At 69.4% G+C, this 21809-nt stretch carries 16 protein-coding genes; 5 read left to right on the forward strand and 11 right to left on the reverse strand.

From position 1 onward, the window contains the following. Positions 1-100: 100 nt before the first annotated feature. From ACSU6L_RS15265 to ACSU6L_RS15285, 5 genes are read left to right on the forward strand one after another with little or no spacing between them, the layout of a single operon-like run. Entirely contained in the window at positions 101-1183 is a 1083-nt protein-coding gene (locus tag ACSU6L_RS15265; RefSeq protein WP_437057223.1) for a hypothetical protein, read from the forward strand. Then, complete coding sequence (locus ACSU6L_RS15270; protein WP_437057225.1) at positions 1180-3408, forward strand: hypothetical protein; 2229 nt, start codon at positions 1180-1182, stop codon at positions 3406-3408. The genes ACSU6L_RS15265 and ACSU6L_RS15270 overlap by 4 nt, the downstream gene beginning before the upstream one ends. 33 nt (positions 3409-3441) lie before the next feature. Next, a complete protein-coding gene (locus ACSU6L_RS15275; RefSeq protein ID WP_437057227.1) occupies positions 3442-5085 on the forward strand; it encodes a hypothetical protein in 1644 nt (547 codons plus the stop codon). Further along, positions 5082-5636 (forward strand): Pycsar system effector family protein, encoded by a 555-nt coding sequence (locus ACSU6L_RS15280; RefSeq protein WP_437057229.1) that lies wholly within the window; start codon positions 5082-5084, stop codon positions 5634-5636. Before ACSU6L_RS15275 ends, ACSU6L_RS15280 begins: the two co-directional genes overlap by 4 nt. 52 nt (positions 5637-5688) lie before the next feature. Continuing rightward, entirely contained in the window at positions 5689-7008 is a 1320-nt protein-coding gene (locus ACSU6L_RS15285) for a M48 family metalloprotease (RefSeq protein WP_437057231.1), read from the forward strand. A 19-nt stretch (positions 7009-7027) separates the two neighbouring features. Here the strand turns inward: ACSU6L_RS15285 and ACSU6L_RS15290 are convergent, their stop codons facing one another. The 11 genes from ACSU6L_RS15290 to secE form a co-directional block, all read right to left on the reverse strand. After that, on the reverse strand, positions 7028-7498 hold the full coding sequence (locus ACSU6L_RS15290; RefSeq protein ID WP_437064903.1) for a DUF1707 and DUF4190 domain-containing protein: 471 nt from the start codon (positions 7496-7498) through the stop codon (positions 7028-7030). A 203-nt stretch (positions 7499-7701) separates the two neighbouring features. Continuing rightward, entirely contained in the window at positions 7702-11601 is a 3900-nt protein-coding gene (locus tag ACSU6L_RS15295) for a DNA-directed RNA polymerase subunit beta' (RefSeq protein ID WP_437057233.1), read from the reverse strand. 94 nt (positions 11602-11695) lie between these two features. Next, complete coding sequence (gene rpoB / locus ACSU6L_RS15300) at positions 11696-15181, reverse strand: DNA-directed RNA polymerase subunit beta (RefSeq protein ID WP_437057235.1); 3486 nt, start codon at positions 15179-15181, stop codon at positions 11696-11698. A gap of 557 nt (positions 15182-15738) precedes the next feature. Beyond that, on the reverse strand, positions 15739-16128 hold the full coding sequence (gene rplL, locus ACSU6L_RS15305) for a 50S ribosomal protein L7/L12 (RefSeq protein WP_437057237.1): 390 nt from the start codon (positions 16126-16128) through the stop codon (positions 15739-15741). Positions 16129-16246: 118 nt separating this feature from the next. Further along, positions 16247-16777, reverse strand: coding sequence for a 50S ribosomal protein L10 (rplJ, locus tag ACSU6L_RS15310; RefSeq protein ID WP_043503298.1), 531 nt, complete (start codon positions 16775-16777; stop codon positions 16247-16249). A 312-nt stretch (positions 16778-17089) separates the two neighbouring features. Further along, the gene (locus tag ACSU6L_RS15315) at positions 17090-18073 is read right to left on the reverse strand and encodes a hypothetical protein (protein ID WP_437057239.1); all 984 of its coding nucleotides are present in this window, start codon (positions 18071-18073) and stop codon (positions 17090-17092) included. 58 nt (positions 18074-18131) lie between these two features. Continuing rightward, positions 18132-18983, reverse strand: a complete 852-nt coding sequence (locus ACSU6L_RS15320) for a hypothetical protein (protein ID WP_437057241.1) — start codon at positions 18981-18983, stop codon at positions 18132-18134. A 128-nt stretch (positions 18984-19111) separates the two neighbouring features. Further along, complete coding sequence (rplA, locus tag ACSU6L_RS15325) at positions 19112-19837, reverse strand: 50S ribosomal protein L1 (RefSeq protein ID WP_437057243.1); 726 nt, start codon at positions 19835-19837, stop codon at positions 19112-19114. A gap of 81 nt (positions 19838-19918) precedes the next feature. Further along, positions 19919-20353 carry a 50S ribosomal protein L11 gene (gene rplK, locus ACSU6L_RS15330; RefSeq protein ID WP_250070948.1) on the reverse strand — a complete coding sequence of 145 codons (435 nt, stop codon included), beginning with the start codon at positions 20351-20353 and terminating at the stop codon, positions 19919-19921. Positions 20354-20536: 183 nt separating this feature from the next. Then, positions 20537-21361, reverse strand: a complete 825-nt coding sequence (nusG, locus tag ACSU6L_RS15335; protein ID WP_437057246.1) for a transcription termination/antitermination protein NusG — start codon at positions 21359-21361, stop codon at positions 20537-20539. Between the two features lie 77 nt (positions 21362-21438). Further along, positions 21439-21726, reverse strand: a complete 288-nt coding sequence (gene secE / locus ACSU6L_RS15340) for a preprotein translocase subunit SecE (protein ID WP_365506579.1) — start codon at positions 21724-21726, stop codon at positions 21439-21441. Between the last annotated feature and the right edge of the window lie 83 nt (positions 21727-21809).

Consider the following 21809-nt stretch of genomic DNA (forward strand, 5'->3'; position numbering starts at 1 on the left):
TGCACACGGTCACACTCCGAATGGGTCATCCGCCCTCACCACCACACGCCCCGGACGACCACTCTGCTGCATGCCCGCCACCCCCGTTCGAGAGGCGACCATGAGCGACCCCGTGAGCCGCACGATCCTGCTGCTGGACATCGAGAGGTTCAGCGACCGGGACGACGTGGAACAGGCGTACCTGCGGCGCATGCTCTACGACATCACCGACCGCACGCTGGAACGCGCCGGCATCGACGAGACCCGGCGGCTGCGGGCCGACCGCGGGGACTCGGTGATGGAGCTCATCGACGCGAACGCCCCCGTCACGGCACTGCTGCGGGCCCTGCTCACCGAAGTGCCGGCCCAGCTGCGGGCGGTCAACCGCATGGCGTCCCGCTCCGCGCAGATCCGGCTGCGCGGTGTGGTCGCCTCCGGCTGGGTCGCCGTCGACGACCGGGACGGCTGGGTCGGCTCCGACCTCAACCACGCCTGCCGTCTGCTCGACGCCGACGTGCTGCGCGCCGCGCTGCGCGAGCGCGCCGACGACTTCGCGCTGTGCGTCTCGGACGGCCTGTACGCCGGTGTCGTACGGCACGACCACCCGGGCATCCCGGCCGACGGCTTCCACGCGGTGACGGTGGCCAGCAAGAACGGGCCGCTGACGGCCTGGCTGCACGGTCCGCTCCCCGCCGGCGACTTCGGAGCGGCCCACACGGACCACGGTGAGAGGGGGAAGGGGGACGCGCCGGGCGGATCGGGGGACCGCCCGGCGCCTCCCACGACTGACGGCACGCAGGCGCCTGCGGCTTCGGCTCCGGTTTCGGTTTCGGCTTCGGCTTCGGCTTCGGGTGCCGACGGCGAGCGGGCCCGCTCGGCTGCCGTCGGCGACGGGGGGCAGGCGCATGGGGCCGCGGCCGGCGAGGGCGAGCGCGCGCCGGGGGCCGCCGGCGGTGACGGGCGGCGTGCACCTGCGGCCTCCGCTGCCGACGGGCGGCACCAGAGCGGCCCCGCGTCGGGCGGATCGGGAGCCCCGGCGCCGGGCTCCGGGCTGCACATCAGCGGCGGCTCGGTCAGCTTCGGCGGGGGCTACGCCGCGGGCGACCAGCACGCGGTGTCCGGCGGGCAGGTCACCGGCGACGTCGTGATGGGCGGCAAACAGGTCGTCATGGGCGACAAGGCGCAGCGGGGTGAGCGGCCGTGACCGCCGGGCAGGAGCCGCAGGGCCCGGCACCGGCGGCGCCCGGCGGCGGGCCCGTGCCGGACCAGGGCGGCGACCCGGCCCCGGACGAGGCCCGCAAGGAGGGCGGCGCCGAGGAGTCCGAGGAGCGGGACCAGCCGCAGAACGCCTGGTCGGCGCGGCGCGACCTGGTCGACCACAGCCCCCGCACCATGAACGTCGGCGCCCGCACCAGCTTCGGCGGCGGCTACGCGGCCGGCGACCAGCACGGCGTCAGCGGCGGCCGGGTCACCGGCGACGTCATCATGGGCAGCAAGACGGAGATCCACCACTGGACGTTCTCCGGGCTCTCCGCGGCCGCCTCCGTCACCGCCTCCGGAGAGATCCCCCGTGCCAGGCTGGACCGGCTCGCCGAGTCCTTCGTAGCCGCCGAGGAGACCGTCGAGGGCCTGCTGGACCGGCTGCGCCGCGAACGCGTCCTGGTGCTGTCCGGCGCCCGCTTCACCGGCCGCCGCACGGCCGCGCTGATGCTGCTGCACCGGCTCGGCGCGTCCCCCGTGCACGTCCTGGACCGCGACACGTCCCCCGGCGCGCTCTCCGAGCGCCTGACCGCACCCGCCGACGGTGCCGGCGGCGCCCGCGGCTACGTCCTGTGCGACCTGGGGACCCGGCGCGGCAGCCCGCTGCGCGAGCCGCACGTGCTCGCCGCCCGGGACCGGCTCGCCGAGCAGGACGCCTACCTGGTGATCACCGTCGGTCCCACCGCCGTACTGGAGGACGTGCCCGCCGTCGAGTGGCGGGCGCCCGCCGCCGAGGACGTGCTGAGCGCGCACCTGCGTGCCGTCACGGACGAGGAGACGGCCGGGCGCCTGCTCGGCCTGCCGGACGTCAAGGAGTTCCTGGGCCGCGGCCACCAGTTGCGCGAGATCGCCGCGTTCGCCCGGCTGCTCGGCCGGTACGCCGCCGGGGAGGTCACCGAGCAGGCCGTCGCCGACTTCTCCCTCGTCTCCCTGGAGAACCAGGTCCAGGAGTGGTTCGAGGAGGACGAGAGCGCCGTCCACCTGCGGGACAAGGCGTTCCTCGTCGCTCTCGCCGCCTTCGACGGCGGCCCGTACGCGCTCACCGCCGAACTCAGCGACCTGCTCTACCGCTTCCTCCAGAAGACCGAGAACCCGGCCCGCGTCCCCGAGGTCCCCGTCTTCGGCACCCACATGGGCAAGCGCCTGCAACTGGCGCGCGCCGAGCGGTACGAGGGCGACGAGCACACCGAGTGGGGCCCGGTCACCCAGACGAAGGCGGCGTTCGCCGACGACCGGGTCTCGCTGGTGCTGCTGCGCGAGGTGTGGACGGGCCACCCGTCCGCCCGGCCCGCGCTGATCGAATGGCTGCGCCGGCTCGCCGACGACGGCCGCCCCCTGGTCCGCACCCGGGCCGCGTCCACCGTCGCCGTCCTCGCCCGCACCGACCTGCCGTCCGCGATGGCGCTGGTCATCGAACCGTGGGCGCTCTCCAACCGGTTCCGGCACCGGCTCGTCGCGGTCAACTCGCTCACCCTCGCCCACCTCATCGACACGCCCAACATCCCGCGCATCCTCGACGGCTGGTCCGAGGACGGGGACCGCCGGCTGCGCTGGGTCGCCGTCCGCGCCTACGCGCTCATCGGACCGGAACGGCCGGAGCAGGCCCTCGCCGCGCTGCGGCAGGCCGCCCGCCGCCTGTACGCCGACCTCGGCGACCCCGACGACTTCGACCGGGAGATGGCGGCGGAGCTGGCCGAGGCCGTGGAACTGCTGCTGCTGTCGCCCGCCGCCGCCCAGGTCCTCGCCGAACTGCGGGAACACCTCGACGACGACCGGGCCGTGCACGATCTGACCCTGGGCGGCTTCATCAACGCCTGCCGCCGCACCGAGGGCGACGAGCGGTACGGCCTGCCGCTCGTCCTCGGCTGGTACGCCCGCGCCACGACCGACGACGAGGCCGCCGCCGACGGCATCGCGCTCCTGTGGCGCCGGGCGCTGGGCGACCCGAACGCCACCCGGCCCGCCCTGGACCTGCTGCGGGAGTGGGTGCTGATCGCCGCCCGTTCCACGGCCACCGAGTGGGCGCTCGCCGCGCTCCTGCCACGGCTCGTCACGACCACGCCCGAGTACCAGCGGCTGAGCCACCTGCTGCGCACCATGCCCGGCGAGGACGGCAACCCCCCGCCGCCGGTCGCCGCCCGCCTGCAGACCACCCTCCCGGTCCGCTGACGGACCCGGCACGTCCCCGAGGAGACACGCACCATGCCCACCTTCCACCGCCAGCCGGAGTGGCAGCAGCCGGCGGACCGGCACACCCGGCTGATCGACCCGGTGCTCACCGTGCGGCAGCTGTCGCGCTTCGAGCTGTCGCTGAAGCATGTGGTCCGCATCGACCACGCGCTGGTCTTCTCGACCCCGAAGGGCGGCTACGAGGCCTATCCGCCGCCCCAGCGGCCGTCCCGCAGCGAGATCATGGCCCACCGGTACACCGCCGTGTACGAGGTGGACATGGGCGTGCATCCCTTCACCGACACCCTGACGCTGCCCAGCGACAACGACGCGTTCGAGTTCACCGCCGAGGTGGACGTCTCCTGGCAGGTGCTCGACCCGGCCCGGTTCGTGGCCAGCGGGATCCGGGACGTACCCGGGCTGCTGCTCGGCGAACTGCAGCAGACGGCCCGGCCCGTCACCCGCCGCTTCAGCATCGCCGACAGCGCGGCGGCCGAGGCGGAACTGCTGAAGGCGGTCCACCTCGTCGGCCCACTCGGCGCCCCCGCCGGACTCCAGGTCACCTGGACCCTGCGGCTGCGGCGCGACCAGGCGAACATCGAGCACCAGCAGCGGCTCCAGGCCATCGACCACTCCGCGACCGAGCAGATCCACACGGCGCAGCAGGGCATGCGGGTCGACGTCGAGATGGACCACCGCCACCGCCAGCAGGACGCCCTCCAGCTCGGCCGGGCCATGGACTACGGCCGTCAGCAGCAGGAACTCATCCTCCAGCAGCAGCGCTGGCAGCACGAGCAGGCGCTGCTCCAGGGGCAGCACATGGTGGAACTCCAGCAGATCGAGGCCCAGAAGATCGCTTTCTACCAGTGGCACCTCCAGCAGGGCGGCGTCCAGGCGTGGGCGCTGCACCTCGCCCAGCACCCCGAGGACTCCGGGCTGGTCATGAGCAGCATGCGCGAGGACCAGCTCCGCATGATCCAGGCCCAGATGGACCTGGTGAAGGAACTGCTGAGCGGCGAGGGCGCCGAGAAGTTCGAACTGGAGGGCCCCAAGCAGCTCGCCCTGCGCACGGTCAGCGACATCCTCAACCAACGCCTCCCCGGCGTACCGCAGAACCCCCCTCTGCTGCCTCCGGCGGCGCCCACCCATCCGGACGCGGGGCAGGCCGACGGGGCGAGCGACACCGCGCCGGGGCAGGCCACACCCGAGACGTCGGCTCCAGGTGTTCCAGGGGTTCCGAGCGTTCCCAGCGTTCCCGGTGACGCGCCACCGCAGGTCGGCGCGGTATTCGGTCCGCCGACGCCGTACGCGCAGCAGCCGGCACCCCCCACACCGACGCCGACGCCCTACGCCCCGCCGCCCATGCCGTACGCACAGCCGCCGGTCGTGCCGCACGCACAGCCGACCGCCCCGTACGCCCCTCCCGCCGCCCCGTACCCGCCCTACGCGGGCGGGCCGATGCCGGGTATCCCGGCCACGCCGAGCACCCCTCCCGCAGCTCCCGTGCCGACTGCCGCCTGGCAGCCCCCGCCCGGCTACGGCACCACCCCGACCGCGCCTCCGCAGCCGGACCCGGCGACGCCGCCCGTCGCCTCCGCACCGGACGCTCCGCAGGACGGCACCACACAGCACGGCACCCCCCAAGACGGCACCCCGAAGGAGACCCCCGGTTCATGACCACGGTCGACCCGGTGCCCTCACCGACCACCGGCACGCCCACCCCACCCGCGACCGGTCCGGCCCGCACCCAGGTGTGCGAGCGGCTGCTGGCCGACCTCCGTACCGAGATCGCCCGGGCCGACAGCAAGGCGGCGGTCCTGGTCGCCGCGCTCGGCATGACCGCGGGCGTGTTCAGCGGCCTGCTCGCCGGGCGGGACTGGACCCCGAACGCGCTCGCGGCGCCCGGCACCGCGCTGTGGTGGGCCGGGACCGCGTCCCTCGCGTTCTCCCTGGTCGCGCTGCTCCTGGCCGTGCTGCCCCGGTACCGGGCCGGGTCCTGGGCGCCGGGGCAGCCCCTGTCGTACTTCGGCGACATCCGGCGGGCCGTCCAGACGGGCCGGCTGGACGACGCGCTCGCCGACACCGCGGCCGACCCCACGGCCGGCCTGGTCGCGGCGCTCACCGAGACCAGCCGGATCGCCTGGCGCAAGCACCAGTGGATCCGTGCCGGGCTGATCGCCTTCTGCACCGGCACGCTCCTGCTGCCCGCATCCCTGCTGATCGGCTGACCCCGAGTCCGCCGCCACCCCAGTCGAACGAAGGCCAAGTGAAGGAACCACGATGACCCAGCAGCCTCCACCGTCCCCACCGGAGTACCCGCAGCAGCCAACCCAGGCGCAGCCGCCCCACATGCCCCCGCAGTACCCGCAGCCACAGCCCTCACAGCCCCAAGCCCAGGTCCCACCGCAGTACCCCCACCCCCAGCCGCCGTACCCACAGCCGCAGCCGCCGTACGCGCAGCCCCAGCCGCAACACCCCACCCAGTCCCAGCCCCACCCCGCATACGGCCCTCCGCCTCCCCAATACCCGACCGCGACCCCATCGGGGCCTGCCCCCGCCTACCCCGCCCCCGGCATCACCCCGCCCCCGGCACCCCCCGCGCCCTCCGGAACCGCTCCCGCGGCCACCCTCTCCGCCGACGACCCCGCGCACCCCCACCACATCAGCACCGACCGCAGCCGGATCCACATCTCCGCCCAGCAGCGCCGCACCGACGCCACCGCCGTCGGCAACCTGCTCCTCTACCTGCCGAACTTCCTGTGCAGCCTCCTCGTCGTCGGCCTCCTCTCCCTCGTCTTCGGCGACCTAGGCTTCCTGCTCGTGCTCGCCTGGCTCGCGAGCGGCGCACTCGTCTTCCACCGGCCGACCGAAAGCGCCCTCGCGCGCCATTTGCTCCGCTTGCGCTACCCCACTCCACAAGAACGAGCCAGACTTGAACCCGTCTGGCGCGAGGTCACCGCCCGGGCCGGCGTCGAGGGCCGGAACTACGAGCTGTGGGTGGAGGACAGCGACAGCCTCAACGCGGTCGCCGCCGCCGGCCACATCGTCGGCGTCACCCGCTTCGCCATGAACGAGCTGCCCAACGGCGAGCTGGCCGCCGTCATGGCGCACGAGCTGGGCCACCACGTCGGCGGGCACGCCTGGTCGGGGCTGCTCGGCTACTGGTACGCGCTGCCCGGCCGGATCGCCTGGCGGGTGCTCCGCGTGGCCACGGGCCTGCTGTTCCGGGTCTCCCGTGTGTTCTCCTGCTTCGGCGTGCTGTTCTTCGGCCTGTTCGTCGGCGGTATCGCCCTGGCCACCATCAGCACCCTGTACGGACTGCCGCTGCTGATCCTCGGCATGCCGTACGCGCTCGCGGCGGTCGGCCGGCGTGCCGAGCTGCGGGCCGACCAGCACGCCGCCGCGCTCGGCTTCGCCCCGATGCTGGTCGCCGTACTGGACAAGCTGCACCAAGAGGAGCAGCAGCAGGCCGCCGCTCTCGCCGCCGCCAACGGCGGTGTCCCGCTGGCCGAGAGCCCGGTCAGCAAGCTGCTGGCCTCACACCCCGACTACCACACCCGGCTGCACCACCTGCAGGCCTACCTCCAGCCGCACCGCTGACCGGTCCGCCCGCCCGGGCTCAGCCCGGGCCCGACAGGGCCGTCACCAGTGCGACCAGGCCCACCAGCAGCGCCCAGCCGACGACGGACACCCAGCCGAGCACCAGCCCGATCAGCGCGAGCCCGTCGCCGCCCTCGTCGGAGCGCCGTATCTCGGATCGCGCCGCGTGCCCCAGCACGACCGCCGGTATGCCGGTCAGGCCCATGGTGGGCAGGCAGAGCAGCCCGCAGACGGCGGCGCCGAGCGCCTTCCCGTTCGTCTTCGGCCGGTGGACCGGCATGAAGGTCCGGGGCACCGCCATGAGGGCCGAGGGATGCGGTGCGGGGCCCTGCGGCAGGTCGGCGACCAGCAGCGCCAACTCCCCCACCGTACGAGCCGAACAGGCCCGCGCGACCCGCTGCTCGAACTCCGTCTGCTCCATCCGCCCCTCCCCGTAACCAGCTCTGAGCACGTCCACGGCACGCTCCCGGTCGGCGTGCGAGGCGAGCATCGACGGGGCACTGTGCTGCCACGAGGGATACGACGACTGCGACACGGGCACCTCCCGGAACGCGAAGTCCCTCCATCATCCGCCGAGGCGGCATTTCCGGCATCGGGGTCCCACCCGGAGAAAACCCGGACACGCCGAAGGGCGGCCACCCTGAGGGTGACCGCCCTTCGTCTCAAGCCACTCGAGCGACTCAAGCGACTCGCTTACTGGTTGTACGGACCGTAGTCGTAGTCCTCCAGCGGAACGGCCTGGCCGGAGCCCGTGCCGAACGGCGAGTAGTCGATGTCGTCGTAGCCGACGGCCGAGTACATCGCGGCCTTGGCCTCCTCGGTCGGCTCGACCCGGATGTTGCGGTAGCGGGACAGACCCGTACCGGCCGGGATGAGCTTACCGATGATGACGTTCTCCTTGAGGCCGATCAGGGAGTCGGACTTGGCGTTGATCGCCGCGTCCGTGAGGACCCTGGTCGTCTCCTGGAAGGACGCCGCCGACAGCCACGACTCGGTCGCCAGCGAGGCCTTGGTGATACCCATGAGCTGCGGACGACCGGAGGCCGGGTGACCGCCCTCCTGGACCACACGACGGTTCTCGGTCTCGAACTTCGAGCGCTCGACCAGCTCACCGGGCAGCAGCTCGGCGTCGCCGGACTCGATGATCGTCACGCGGCGCAGCATCTGCCGGATGATGATCTCGATGTGCTTGTCGTGGATCGACACACCCTGCGAGTTGTACACCTTCTGGACCTCGCCGACCAGGTGGACCTGGACGGCACGCTGACCCAGGATGCGCAGCACGTCGTGCGGGTTGGTGGCACCCACGGTGAGCTTCTGGCCCACCTCGACGTGCTCGCCCTCGCTGACCATCAGACGGGCACGCTTGGAGATGGGGTAAGCCATCTCGTCGCTGCCGTCGTCCGGGGTGACGACGATCTTCTTGGTCTTCTCGGTCTCCTCGATCCGCACGCGGCCGGAGGCCTCGGAGATCGGGGCGACACCCTTCGGGGTACGGGCCTCGAAGAGCTCGACGACACGCGGCAGACCCTGGGTGATGTCGTCACCGGCCACACCACCGGTGTGGAAGGTACGCATCGTCAGCTGGGTACCGGGCTCACCGATGGACTGGGCGGCGATGATGCCGACCGCCTCACCGATGTCGACCAGCTTGCCGGTGGCCAGCGAACGGCCGTAGCACATGGCGCACGTGCCGACCGCGGACTCACAGGTCAGGACCGAGCGGGTCTTGACCTCGGAGACACCGTTGCGGATGAGCTCGTCGATGAGCACGTCGCCCAGGTCGGTGCCGGCCGGTGCCAGCACCTTGCCGTCCACGACGATGTCCTCGGCGAGGCAGCGCGCGTACACGGACGTCTCGACGTTCTCCTCCTTGAGGAGCGAACCGTCCTCGCCACGGGTGGCGATGTGCAGCCGCAGACCGCGCTCGGTGCCGCAGTCCTCCTCGCGGATGATGACGTCCTGGGAGACGTCCACCAGACGACGGGTGAGGTAACCCGAGTCGGCGGTACGCAGAGCGGTGTCCGCCAGACCCTTACGGGCACCGTGCGTGGAGATGAAGTACTCCAGCACGGAGAGACCCTCACGGAAGCTGGCCTTGATGGGCCGCGGGATGGTCTCGTTCTTGGCGTTCGACACCAGACCGCGCATACCGGCGATCTGGCGCATCTGCATCATGTTTCCTCGGGCGCCCGAGTTCACCATCATGAAGATCGGGTTGATCTTCGGGAAGTTGTCGTTCATCGCCTCGGCGACCTCGTTGGTCGCCTTGGTCCAGATCGCGATGAGCTCCTGGGTGCGCTCGTCCTTGGTGATCAGACCGCGCTCGTACTGCTTCTGGACCTTCTCGTCCTGCGCCTCGTAGCCGCGGACGATCTCCTTCTTCGCCTCGGGAACGACGACGTCGGAGATGGCCACGGTGACACCGGAACGGGTGGCCCAGTAGAAGCCGGACGCCTTCAGGTTGTCGAGCGTCGCCGCCACGATGACCTTCGGGTAGCGCTCGGCCAGGTCGTTGACGATCTGGGAGAGCTGCTTCTTGCCGACCTCGTAGTCGACGAACGGGTAGTCCTCGGGCAGCAGCTCGTTGAAGAGCGCGCGGCCCAGCGTGGTGCGCAGCGTGAAGCTGTCACCCTGCTGCCACTCCGGCTCGCCCTCCTCGCGGACCGGCGGCTCCCAGCCCCGCGGCGGGATGGTGCCCACCGGGAAGCGGATGTCGACCGGCGCCTGCAGCGACAGCTCGCCGGCGTCGAAGGCCATGATCGCCTCGGCGACGGACGCGAAGGAACGGCCCTCGCCCTTGATGTCGCGGCCCTCGGCGTCCGTGGTGAGGAAGTACAGACCCAGCACCATGTCCTGGGTCGGCATCGTCACCGGACGGCCGTCGGCGGGCTTGAGGATGTTGTTCGAGGACAGCATCAGGATGCGGGCCTCGGCCTGCGCCTCCGCGGACAGCGGCAGGTGCACGGCCATCTGGTCACCGTCGAAGTCCGCGTTGAACGCGGTGCAGACGAGCGGGTGGATCTGGATGGCCTTGCCCTCGACCAGCTGCGGCTCGAAGGCCTGGATGCCGAGGCGGTGCAGGGTGGGCGCACGGTTCAGCAGCACCGGGTGCTCGGCGATGACCTCTTCGAGGACGTCGTACACCACGGTGCGGCCGCGCTCGACCATGCGCTTGGCGCTCTTGATGTTCTGCGCGTGGTTCAGGTCGACCAGGCGCTTCATCACGAACGGCTTGAACAGCTCCAGCGCCATCGCCTTCGGCAGACCGCACTGGTGCAGCTTCAGCTGCGGACCGACGACGATCACGGAACGCGCGGAGTAGTCCACACGCTTGCCGAGCAGGTTCTGACGGAAGCGGCCCTGCTTACCCTTCAGCATGTCGCTGAGGGACTTCAGCGGGCGGTTGCCGGGTCCGGTGACCGGGCGGCCACGACGGCCGTTGTCGAACAGCGCGTCGACGGCCTCCTGGAGCATGCGCTTCTCGTTGTTCACGATGATCTCGGGCGCACCGAGGTCGAGAAGGCGCTTCAGTCGGTTGTTCCGGTTGATGACACGGCGGTACAGGTCGTTCAGGTCGGAGGTCGCGAAGCGGCCACCGTCCAGCTGCACCATCGGACGCAGGTCCGGCGGGATGACCGGCACGCAGTCGAGCACCATGCCCTTGGGGCTGTTGCTGGTCTGCAGGAACGCGGAGACGACCTTCAGGCGCTTGAGCGCACGGGTCTTCTTCTGGCCCTTGCCGGTACGGATGATCTCGCGGAGCTTCTCGGCCTCCTCGTCGAGGTCGAAGGACTCCAGGCGCTTCTGCAGCGCCGCGGCACCCATCGAGCCGTCGAAGTACGTGCCGAAGCGGTCACGCAGCTCGCGGTAGAGCAGCTCGTCGCCCTCGAGGTCCTGGACCTTGAGGTTCTTGAACCGGTTCCACACCTCGTCGAGGCGGTCGATCTCGCGCTGCGCGCGGTCGCGCAGCTGCTTCATCTCGCGCTCGGCACCCTCGCGCACCTTGCGGCGCACATCGGCCTTGGCGCCCTCGGCCTCCAGCTCGGCCAGGTCGGACTCGAGCTTCTTGGCGCGGGCCTCCAGGTCGGCGTCACGGCGCTGCTCGATCTGCTGGCGCTCGACGGAGACGTGGGCCTCCAGCGAGGGCAGGTCGCGGGTACGGCGCTCCTCGTCGACGTACGTGATCATGTACGCCGCGAAGTAGATGACCTTCTCCAGGTCCTTCGGGGCGAGGTCGAGCAGGTAGCCCAGCCGCGACGGAACGCCCTTGAAGTACCAGATGTGCGTGACGGGGGCGGCCAGCTCGATGTGGCCCATCCGCTCGCGGCGCACCTTGGCGCGCGTGACCTCGACGCCACAGCGCTCACAGATGATGCCCTTGAAGCGGACGCGCTTGTACTTGCCGCAGTAGCACTCCCAGTCCCGGGTCGGACCGAAGATCTTCTCGCAGAAGAGTCCGTCCTTCTCGGGCTTGAGGGTGCGGTAGTTGATGGTCTCGGGCTTCTTGACCTCGCCGTGGCTCCACTGGCGGATGTCGTCAGCGGTGGCCAGGCCGATCCGGAGCTCGTCGAAGAAGTTGACGTCGAGCACTATGCGTCAATCCCTCTCAGGGTCGTGAGTCTTGGGGTCTGATACGGGGGTCCTGGGGCCGGCCGGGGCTTTGTGAGCCCCGGCCGTACTCCCGTCAGACCTCTTCGACGCTGCTCGGCTCGCGCCGGGACAGGTCGATGCCGAGCTCCTCCGCAGCGCGGAAGACGTCCTCGTCGGTGTCGCGCATCTCGATGGACATACCGTCGCTGGACAGCACCTCCACGTTCAGGCAGAGAGACTGCATCTCCTTGATGAGCACCTTGAAGGACTCGGGGATGCCGGGTTCGGGGATGTTCTCGCCCTTGACGATGGCCTCGTAGACCTTCACACGGCCGGTGACGTCGTCGGACTTGATGGTCAGCAGCTCCTGGAGCGCGTAGGCGGCGCCGTACGCCTCGAGTGCCCACACCTCCATCTCGCCGAACCGCTGGCCACCGAACTGGGCCTTACCACCCAGCGGCTGCTGGGTGATCATCGAGTACGGACCGGTCGAACGGGCGTGCAGCTTGTCGTCGACCAGGTGGTGCAGCTTCAGGATGTACATGTAGCCGACCGAGATCGGGTCCGGGAACGGCTCACCGCTACGGCCGTCGAACAGCCGTGCCTTACCGGACGGGAGCACCATGCGCTCGCCGTCGCGGTTCGGGATGGTGTGCTGCAGCAGACCCGCCAGCTCGTCCTCGCGGGCACCGTCGAAGACCGGGGTCGCGACGTTGGTGCCGGGGGCGACGGAGTCGGCGCCGATCGCCTGGAGGCGCTGCGCCCACTCGTCGGCGAGGCCGGAGACGTCCCAGCCGCGGCTGGCGAGCCAGCCGAGGTGGATCTCCAGGACCTGTCCCGGGTTCATTCGGGACGGCACACCGAGCGGGTTGAGGATGATGTCGACCGGGGTCCCGTCCTCGAGGAACGGCATGTCCTCGATGGGCAGGATCTTGGAGATGACACCCTTGTTGCCGTGGCGGCCGGCGAGCTTGTCACCGTCGGTGATCTTGCGCTTCTGCGCGACGTAGACGCGGACCAGCTGGTTCACGCCCGGCGGCAGCTCGTCGCCCTCCTCGCGGTCGAAGACGCGCACGCCGATGACCTTGCCGGTCTCGCCGTGCGGCACCTTCAGCGAGGTGTCACGGACCTCACGGGCCTTCTCACCGAAGATTGCGCGCAGCAGGCGCTCCTCGGGCGTCAGCTCGGTCTCACCCTTGGGCGTGACCTTGCCGACGAGGATGTCACCGGCGATGACCTCGGCACCGATGCGGATGATGCCGCGCTCGTCGAGGTCGGCGAGGACCTCCTCGGAGACGTTCGGGATGTCCCGGGTGATCTCCTCGGGGCCGAGCTTGGTGTCACGGGCGTCGACCTCGTGCTCCTCGATGTGGATCGAGGAGAGGACGTCGTCCTGCACGAGGCGCTGCGACAGGATGATCGCGTCCTCGTAGTTGTGACCCTCCCACGGCATGAACGCCACGAGCAGGTTCTTGCCGAGGGCCATCTCACCGTTCTCGGTGGCCGGACCGTCGGCGAGGACCTGGCCCTCGATGATCCGGTCGCCCTCGTGGACGATGACCTTCTGGTTGACCGAGGTGCCCTGGTTGGAGCGGGCGAACTTGGCCAGGCGGTACGTGATGTACGTGCCGTCGTCGTTGGCGGTGGTGATGTAGTCCGCGGAGACCTCCTGGACCACACCGGCCTTCTCGGCCTTGACGACGTCGCCGGCGTCGACGGCGGAGCGGTACTCCATGCCGGTGCCGACGAGCGGGGCCTCCGCCTTGATGAGCGGAACGGCCTGGCGCATCATGTTCGCGCCCATGAGGGCACGGTTGGCGTCGTCGTGCTCGAGGAACGGGATCATGGCGGTCGCGACCGACACCATCTGGCGCGGCGAGACGTCCATGTAGTCGACGTCCTCGGGGCTGACGTAGTCGACCTCACCGCCACGGCGGCGGACCAGCACGCGAGCCTCGGAGAACCGCAGCTCCTCGTTGAGCGTGGCGTTGGCCTGCGCGATGACGAAGCGGTCCTCCTCGTCGGCGGTCAGGTAGTCCACCTCGTCGGTGACCTGGCCGTCGACGACCTTGCGGTACGGGGTCTCGACGAAACCGAACGCGTTGACCCGGCCGTAGGACGCGAGCGAGCCGATCAGACCGATGTTCGGGCCTTCGGGCGTCTCGATCGGGCACATACGGCCGTAGTGCGACGGGTGCACGTCACGGACCTCGAAGCCGGCCCGCTCACGGGACAGACCACCCGGGCCGAGCGCGGACAGACGACGCTTGTGCGTCAGCCCGGACAGCGGGTTGTTCTGGTCCATGAACTGGGACAGCTGGCTGGTGCCGAAGAACTCCTTGATGGAGGCGACGACCGGCCGGATGTTGATCAGGGTCTGCGGCGTGATCGCCTCGACGTCCTGGGTCGTCATGCGCTCGCGGACGACACGCTCCATACGCGCCAGACCCGTACGGACCTGGTTCTGGATGAGCTCGCCGACGCTGCGCAGACGACGGTTGCCGAAGTGGTCGATGTCGTCCGTCTCGACGACGACCGTCTCGCCGCTGTCGCCGACCGTCTCGGTCTCGCCGGCGTGCAGCTTCACCAGGTACTTGATCGTCGCGATGACGTCCTCGACGGTCAGGATGCCCGCGTCGAGCGGAGCGTCCGCACCCAGCTTCTTGTTGACCTTGTAGCGGCCGACCTTGGCGAGGTCGTAGCGCTTCGGGTTGAAGTAGAGGTTCTCGAGCAGCGTCTGCGCGGCCTCACGCGTGGGGGGCTCGCCCGGGCGCAGCTTGCGGTAGATGTCGAGCAGCGCGTCGTCCTGGCCCTGGGTGTGGTCCTTCTCCAGGGTGGCGCGCATGGACTCGTACTCGCCGAACTCCTCGAGGATCTGCTCGGTCGTCCAGCCGAGCGCCTTCAGGAGGACGGTCACGGACTGCTTGCGCTTGCGGTCGATGCGGACACCGACCATGTCGCGCTTGTCGATCTCCATCTCCAGCCAGGCACCCCGGGACGGGATGATCTTGGCGGAGAAGATGTCCTTGTCGGACGTCTTGTCGATGCTGGAGTCGAAGTACACACCCGGCGAACGGACCAGCTGCGACACCACGACACGCTCGGTGCCGTTGATGACGAAGGTGCCCTTGTTGGTCATGAGCGGGAAGTCGCCCATGAAGACCGTCTGGGACTTGATCTCGCCGGTCTCGTTGTTGGTGAACTCGGCCGTGACGAAGAGCGGCGCGGCGTACGTGAAGTCGCGCTCCTTGCACTCGTCGATCGAGTTCTTCGGCGGCTCGAAGCGGTGGTCGCGGAAGGTCAGGGACATCGACCCGCTGAAGTCCTCGATCGGGGAGATCTCCTCGAAGATCTCCTCCAGACCGGACTTGGTGGGGACGTCCTGACCGTTCTCGAGGGCCTCCTCGACGCGAGCCTTCCACGCGTCATTGCCGAGCAGCCAGTCGAAGCTCTCGGTCTGGAGCGCGAGAAGGTTCGGAACCTCGAGGGGCTCCTTGATCTTTGCAAAGGAGATGCGCAGCGGGGCGGTGCTGGCAGCGTTGTTCGTATTCGCGGTCGAGGCGTTGCGCGAGGCGGCCAAGAGGGGGTCCTTCCGAGGGCTCGGACTCACTACGCGCGTACCGGCCCCTCCCCCAGGCGTGGGACTCGAATCCCCAGGTCAGGGGGAATCCGGTCGCCGGTGCTCGGGTGAGGGCAGACCCCTGGTGACGGGCAGGGGACAGCTAACAGGCAGCGCAAAGGGTCAGTGTAGCCACTCGGCACACTGATGTCCAGTCCCACATTTCGGAGACCCATCTGTTCTCAACGCCTGCGCCATGCCTGCCCTCAACGCACGTTGATACTGCCCTCTTCGTCGTCGATCCATGCCTCGGATTCGGACCGTTGTGACGACGCGTCCTGAGAATTGCGCGCTGCGTGCGGTTCGTCAAGGCCCCCTTGGCCGGAACCAGGAGCTCCGGAGACACGACGAAGATCACCTTACCCCCCGTCACGAAGGCCGCAAGGCAACCGCGGCCCCTCCCCTGAGAACGCCGAAGAGCGACCACCCGGATGGATGATCGCTCTTCGGTGCGTTCGCGTTACAGCCCTAGGAGGCCGTACTCAGCGCGCAGGAGATGCGGGACAGCCCGCGAGGTCTTACTTGACCTCGACGGAGGCGCCGGCGCCCTTGAGGGCCTCGGCAGCCTTGTCCGCGGCCTCCTTGTTGACCTTCTCGAGAACCGGCTTCGGGGTGCCGTCGACCAGGTCCTTGGCCTCCTTCAGGCCGAGGGAGGTCAGCTCACGCACGACCTTGATGACCTGGATCTTCTTGTCACCGGCGCCGGTGAGGATGACGTCGAACTCGTCCTTCTCCTCGACGGCCTCGGCGCCCGCACCGGCACCGGCGGCACCGGCGACGACGACCGGCGCGGCAGCGGCGGCGGTGACGTCGAACTTCTCCTCGAAGGCCTTCACGAACTCGGAGAGCTCGATGAGGGTCATCTCCTCGAACTGGGCAAGCAGCTCGTCCTGGGTGAGCTTCGCCATGATGGCGGTCCTTCCACTAAATCGGCAGGTGCCGGATGTACTGGGTAAGGCGGGCGTACGTCGGGCCCGCTGCGACCCTTGCCGCGCTCAGGCGGCGAGGATCAGAAAGCGAGCCGAATTACTCGGCACCGCCCTGCTCGTCCTGCTTGGCACGGAGCGCGTCCACGGTGCGGACGAGCTTCGACGGCAGCGCCTGGAAGACAGAGGCAGCCTGGGACTGCTTGCCCTTGAGCGCGCCGGCCAGCTTGCTGAGCAGAACCTCGCGGGACTCGAGGTCCGCAAGCTTCTTGATCTCATCGGCGGACAGCGCCTTGCCGTCAAGGACACCGCCCTTGATGATGAGATTCGGGTTCTCCTTGGCGAAGTCACGGAGACCCTTCGCCGACTCCACCGGGTCACCGGTGACGAAGGCGACGGCCGTCGGACCAGCGAAGAGCTGGTCGTCCAGCGTGATCCCGGCCTCGTTGGCCGCAATCTTGGTCAGCGTGTTCTTCACCACGGCGTACTGGGCGTTCTCACCGAGCGAACGACGCAGCGTCTTGAGCTGCGCCACGGTGAGACCGCGGTACTCGGTCAGCACGGCGGCGTTGGAGCTGCGGAACTTGTCCGTCAGCTCGGCAACCGCGGCAGCCTTGTCGGGCCTCGCCATAGAGCCTCGGCCTCCTTCCGGGTGATTCGGACCGCGCGGACCCGAAGGAGGACTGGGGAAAACGAAACGCCCCGGCGCAGGCGCACGGGGCGTAGCTCGACCAGTCGGGTTCCGTCGAACAGAACCGGTCCGGGAGCACTTCCACTGTCACCTGCGCGGGTCGTCCGCAGTTCAGCGGATCCTTCGGCCACCGTGCCCTCGAACGAGCACACGGCAACGACCAGCGGTCTTTGGCTTCTGAAGGAAGGTACCCGACCGGATCGCCGTCAAGCAAATCCGGCCACCGGACACCCGAGTGAGCGGCCGCGGGGCTTACACGCCGGAGGGCGACTCCAGCCCCTCCAGGTCGATCATCTCCTCGTCGAAGGTGCTCTCCTCGTCGAAGGCGCCCTCCTCGCCGGACATCTCGCCCAGCTCCTTGAGCATCTGGAACAGGTCGAAGGTCTCGTCGGCCGGCGGCAGCTCGACCTCGGCCTTGGCGCCGTAGTCGGAGAACTTCATGCTCATGTCGACGTCGCCCTGCGGGGACTCCATCGTGACGTCCATCCGGACCGGCAGATCGTCCTCGTTGACCCAGACCTCGGTGTCGTAGCCCTTGATGCCCGACTCCTCGATGTTCTTCAGGAGCTGCTCGCGCTCCTTGGGCTTCAGGACGTCCAGGCTCTCGTTGCTCTCCATCATCTCCTTGACGGTGAGCGTGCCCTTGTAGTGCTCGGTGTCGACGCCGTCGATCTTCTCGCCGCCGACGTGCTTGAGGTTGGGCGACTCCATGAGCATGGCGAGCTGCTCGGCCGGGTTCTGGTTCATGTTCTCCAGGCCGGAGGTCATCTGCTTGGTGAGCTCCTCGTCACCGGAGGCCTCCGCCGCGGCGCCCAGGTCGAGCTTCATCCAGCGCTTGCCGTCCATGTCCTTGGCGGACTCGGCGCCCATGTCCATGTACATGACGTTGTCCTGCCAGATCATCCGGACCTGCTCCGGGGCGTCCGGCTCGGTGGCGAGCATGGAGCCCTTCATGGTCAGGTCCATGATGGTCGGGTCCCAGCCCATCACGCCGGACATGGTCATGTCGCCGCCGCCGTCCAGCGCGGCCGGCATCGACATGGACATCTCCACCTTGGCGGACTTCGCCTCGGCGGTCTTCTCGTAGGCCGCCGTCAGGACCTGCTGAACGGTGCGCTCGGAGCCGGACGCCCCGTCCTTCTTCTCGGCACCGCAGCCGACGGCTCCGCCGGCCAGCACCAGTGCCGCGATCCCGGCGAGAGTCGCCCCGCCCCGCGTACGTACGGAAAGCCCCATCGATTCCCCCCAAGGGACACAAGGAACAGATTGTCGAATACAAGCAAGCGGAGTGAGCTTAGCCCAGAGGTTTACCGGGCTCCCCCGAATTCCCGGCGGTCCCCCGCAGCAGCTCGGTAACGTCCCGGGTGTCTTCCGCCGGGGGTCTCTCCGCCCTCACCTCGGCGCCGTAGTCGTCGTAGAAGGCGGTCTGGGTCAGCTCGCCGTCGGCGGTCCGCGCCTTCTCCACCTTCTTGACCAGCTGGTCCCGGTCGTCGATCCACACGTCGACGGTCTGCTCAAAGACGCCGTCGTCCGCCGCCTCGACCGTGCCCGAGTAGTGCGTGGTCCGCCGTCCGCGCACCCGCTCCTCGCCGACCTCCCGCACATCCGAGGAGGACAGCAGGAGCCGCAGGGACCGGTCGGGCGTCGAGTCGCGCATCTGGTCGCCCAGCTGGGCCCCGGAGCCGCCCGCGACGTCCTTCAGGTCCTCGTAGCCGTATCTCAGCCAGTGCCGGCCGTCCGCCTGCGCGGCGAACTCGTCGCCCATCCGCGCGTAGTAAGCGTCCGGCAGATAGCGGGCCTCCATAGAGTCGCTCCCGAGGCGGCGCATGGTGTCGGCCAGCGCGCCACCGGTGTACGTGATGGTCAGGGTGCCGGTGACCCCGTCCTTCCAGCCGAGGACGCCGTCGGCCGTCAGGGAGATCGTCGAACCGATCCGCGTGGTCGACTCCACCCGCGCGGACCGGGCCGCCTCCGTGGCCCGCTCCGCCTGCCGCAGCCCACCCGGCACCTCGGCCGCCCGGGAGGGCCGCGCGAGGCTCCTGGAGTCGTCGGACGTCGTACAGGCGGCCGTCCCCGCCAGTGCGACCAGCATGGCCGACAGGAGCACCGCCCGCCCCGCCGGCCACCGCCCACCCGTCCTCGTCATCGGTCCCCCCGTGCCCGTCCCGTACCAGAACGCTAACCCAGGGCACCGACAACGGGCCGGAAACGGGAACGGGCCCCGCATTCCCGAAGGAACGCGGGGCCCGTGAACCGGTTGGGTGAGCCTCAGGCTCAGACCGCGGCCGGGTCCTCCTCGACGAGGAGGTTGCGGGTGCGGTTCGGGTCGACCGGGATGCCGGGGCCCATCGTGGTGGTGATGGCGGCCTTCTTGATGTAGCGACCCTTGGCGGCGGACGGCTTCAGACGGAGGATCTCCTCCAGGGCCGCGCCGTAGTTCTCCACCAGCTTGGTGTCGTCGAACGACGTCTTGCCGATGATGAAGTGCAGGTTCGAGTGCTTGTCGACGCGGAACTCGATCTTGCCGCCCTTGATGTCGGTGACAGCCTTGGCGACGTCGGGGGTCACGGTGCCGGTCTTCGGGTTCGGCATCAGACCACGCGGACCGAGCACGCGGCCGAGGCGGCCGACCTTGCCCATGAGGTCCGGGGTGGCGACGACGGCGTCGAAGTCCAGACGGCCCTTCGCAACCTCGTCGATCAGTTCGTCGGAGCCGACGATGTCGGCGCCCGCGGCCTCTGCGGCCGCAGCACGGTCACCGGTCGCGAAGACCAGGACCCGGGCGGTCTTGCCGGTGCCGTGCGGCAGGTTCACGGTGCCACGGACCATCTGGTCGGCCTTGCGCGGGTCGACACCCAGGCGGAAGGCGACCTCGACGGTGCCGTCGAACTTGGTCGTGGAGGTCTCCTTGGCGAGACGGACGGCCTCGAGCGGGGCGTAGAGCTTCTCCCGGTCGATCTTGGCGTCCGCAGCGCGGAGAGACTTGCTGCGCTTGCTCACTTAAAGCTCCTGTTGCTTCTTAGGAGTCGTGGTCCGGGCCGAGCAGGCCCTGCCACTACTGCTGGCTTACGGGGGTGGAGGTCAGCCCTCGACCGTGATGCCCATGGAACGGGCGGTGCCGGCGATGATCTTCGACGCGGCGTCCAGGTCGTTGGCGTTGAGGTCGGGCATCTTGGTCTCGGCGATCTCGCGGACCTGCGCCTGGGTGATCTTGGCGACCTTGGTCTTGTGCGGCTCGCCGGAGCCCTTCTCCACGCCCGCGGCCTTGAGGATCATCTTGGCGGCCGGCGGCGTCTTGGTGACGAAGGTGAAGGAACGGTCCTCGTAGACCGTGATCTCCACCGGGATGACCCAACCGCGCTGCGACTCGGTCGCGGCGTTGTAGGCCTTGCAGAACTCCATGATGTTCACGCCGTGCTGACCCAGCGCGGGGCCGACCGGCGGAGCCGGGTTGGCGGCACCGGCCTGGATCTGGAGCTTGATGAGCCCCGTGACCTTCTTCTTCTTGGGAGGCATGGCTCTCCGGGTCCTTTCGATTCGGGTCCTGCCTGCGCATCGGGGACAACCCGGACGCAGGCATACCGCACAACGATAACGGGTATGGATGCGCGGCCAAAAACCGAGCAGGTCAGACGGTCACCGGGGCAACCACCTGACCTGCTCGGACGCTGTGTGTCCTGGAAGGACCGGCCTCGGGGGCTAGTTCTTCTGGATCTGGTCGAAGGAGAGCTCGACCGGCGTCTCTCGGCCGAAGATCTCCACCAGGCCCTTGACCTTCTTCGAGTCGGGGTTGATCTCGTTGATGGTCGCCTGGAGCGTGGCGAACGGGCCGTCGGTGACGGTGACCGAGTCGCCGACCTCGAAGTCCAGCACCTGGACCTCGACCTTGCGCTGCGGCGCCGGCTTGCCCTCGGCCTCGGCGGCCTCGCGGGCGGCCTTCTCCTCGGCCTCCGGCGCGAGCATCTTGACGATCTCGTCCAGGGTCAGCGGGTACGGGTCGTAGGCGTTGCCCACGAAGCCGGTGACGCCGGGCGTGTTGCGGACGACGCCCCAGGACTCGTTCGTCAGGTCCATGCGCACCAGGACGTAGCCGGGGAGCTTGTTCTGACGGATGGTCTTGCGGTCGCCGTTCTTGATCTGGACGACCTCTTCCTGCGGCACCTCGGCCTGGAAGATGTAGTCCTCGACGTTCAGCGAGACGGCGCGCTGCTCCAGGTTGGTCTTCACGCGGTTCTCGTAACCGGCGTAGGTGTGGATCACGTACCACTCGCCGGGCAGCACGCGCAGCTCCTGGCGCAGCTTCTCGACCGGGTCGAGCTCGGGCTCCGCCTCGGCCTCTTCGGCCTCTTCGGCCTCGTCGGTCACCTCGACGGCGGCCTCCTCGGCCTCCTCGGCCGGCTCGCCCGCCTCGGCGTCGGCAGCCTCGACCTCGTCCAGGTCCTCGTCCGCGCCCTCGACGATGTCGAGCTCGTCATCCACGGACGCATCCGGCTCGATGGCGTCGTTCAGGTTCGGGTCAGACACGGTGGCTGCTTCTTCCTGGATACATACGGGTGGAACACGCGAAAGGGGCGCCAGTGACGGCGCCCTTCGCTCTTGGCTCAGCCGAAGACGTACTTGGCTGCGTGGTCGAGTCCATAGTCAATCACGGTGACCAGGCCGATCATGATGACGACGAAGACGATCACGACGGTCGTGTACGTCGTCAGCTGGCTGCGCGTCGGCCAGACGACCTTGCGGAGTTCCGCGACGATCTGCCGGTAGAAGAGCGCTAGCCGCTTCAGCGGGCCCTTCTTCGCGCGCTTGCCGCCTTTGCGGGTCTTCTTCTTGGACTCGGGCGCTTCGTCCTGGGCATCAGGCGTGTCGAGGGAGCCCACGGCGTCCGTCATAGTCCTCACCTGATCCCGGGTCGTGGCCGTGCCGCGCCCGGTCTGAGCCGCACGGCGGTGCATTGCTGTACGTAACCTGCGCA

This window comes from Streptomyces sp. enrichment culture, assembly GCF_964272855.1.
GTDB lineage: Bacteria > Actinomycetota > Actinomycetes > Streptomycetales > Streptomycetaceae > Streptomyces.

Coding starts and splice junctions, on each gene's coding strand:
- ACSU6L_RS15265 (WP_437057223.1), top strand. CDS start 101: ATGAGCGACCCCGTGAGCCGCACGATCCTGCTGCTGGACATCGAGAGG.
- ACSU6L_RS15275 (WP_437057227.1), top strand. CDS start 3,442: ATGCCCACCTTCCACCGCCAGCCGGAGTGGCAGCAGCCGGCGGACCGG.
- ACSU6L_RS15280 (WP_437057229.1), top strand. CDS start 5,082: ATGACCACGGTCGACCCGGTGCCCTCACCGACCACCGGCACGCCCACC.
- ACSU6L_RS15285 (WP_437057231.1), top strand. CDS start 5,689: ATGACCCAGCAGCCTCCACCGTCCCCACCGGAGTACCCGCAGCAGCCA.
- ACSU6L_RS15290 (WP_437064903.1), bottom strand. CDS start 7,498: ATGCTCGCCTCGCACGCCGACCGGGAGCGTGCCGTGGACGTGCTCAGA.
- rplL (WP_437057237.1), bottom strand. CDS start 16,128: ATGGCGAAGCTCACCCAGGACGAGCTGCTTGCCCAGTTCGAGGAGATG.
- rplJ (WP_043503298.1), bottom strand. CDS start 16,777: ATGGCGAGGCCCGACAAGGCTGCCGCGGTTGCCGAGCTGACGGACAAG.
- ACSU6L_RS15315 (WP_437057239.1), bottom strand. CDS start 18,073: ATGGGGCTTTCCGTACGTACGCGGGGCGGGGCGACTCTCGCCGGGATC.
- ACSU6L_RS15320 (WP_437057241.1), bottom strand. CDS start 18,983: ATGACGAGGACGGGTGGGCGGTGGCCGGCGGGGCGGGCGGTGCTCCTG.
- rplK (WP_250070948.1), bottom strand. CDS start 20,353: ATGCCTCCCAAGAAGAAGAAGGTCACGGGGCTCATCAAGCTCCAGATC.
- secE (WP_365506579.1), bottom strand. CDS start 21,726: ATGACGGACGCCGTGGGCTCCCTCGACACGCCTGATGCCCAGGACGAA.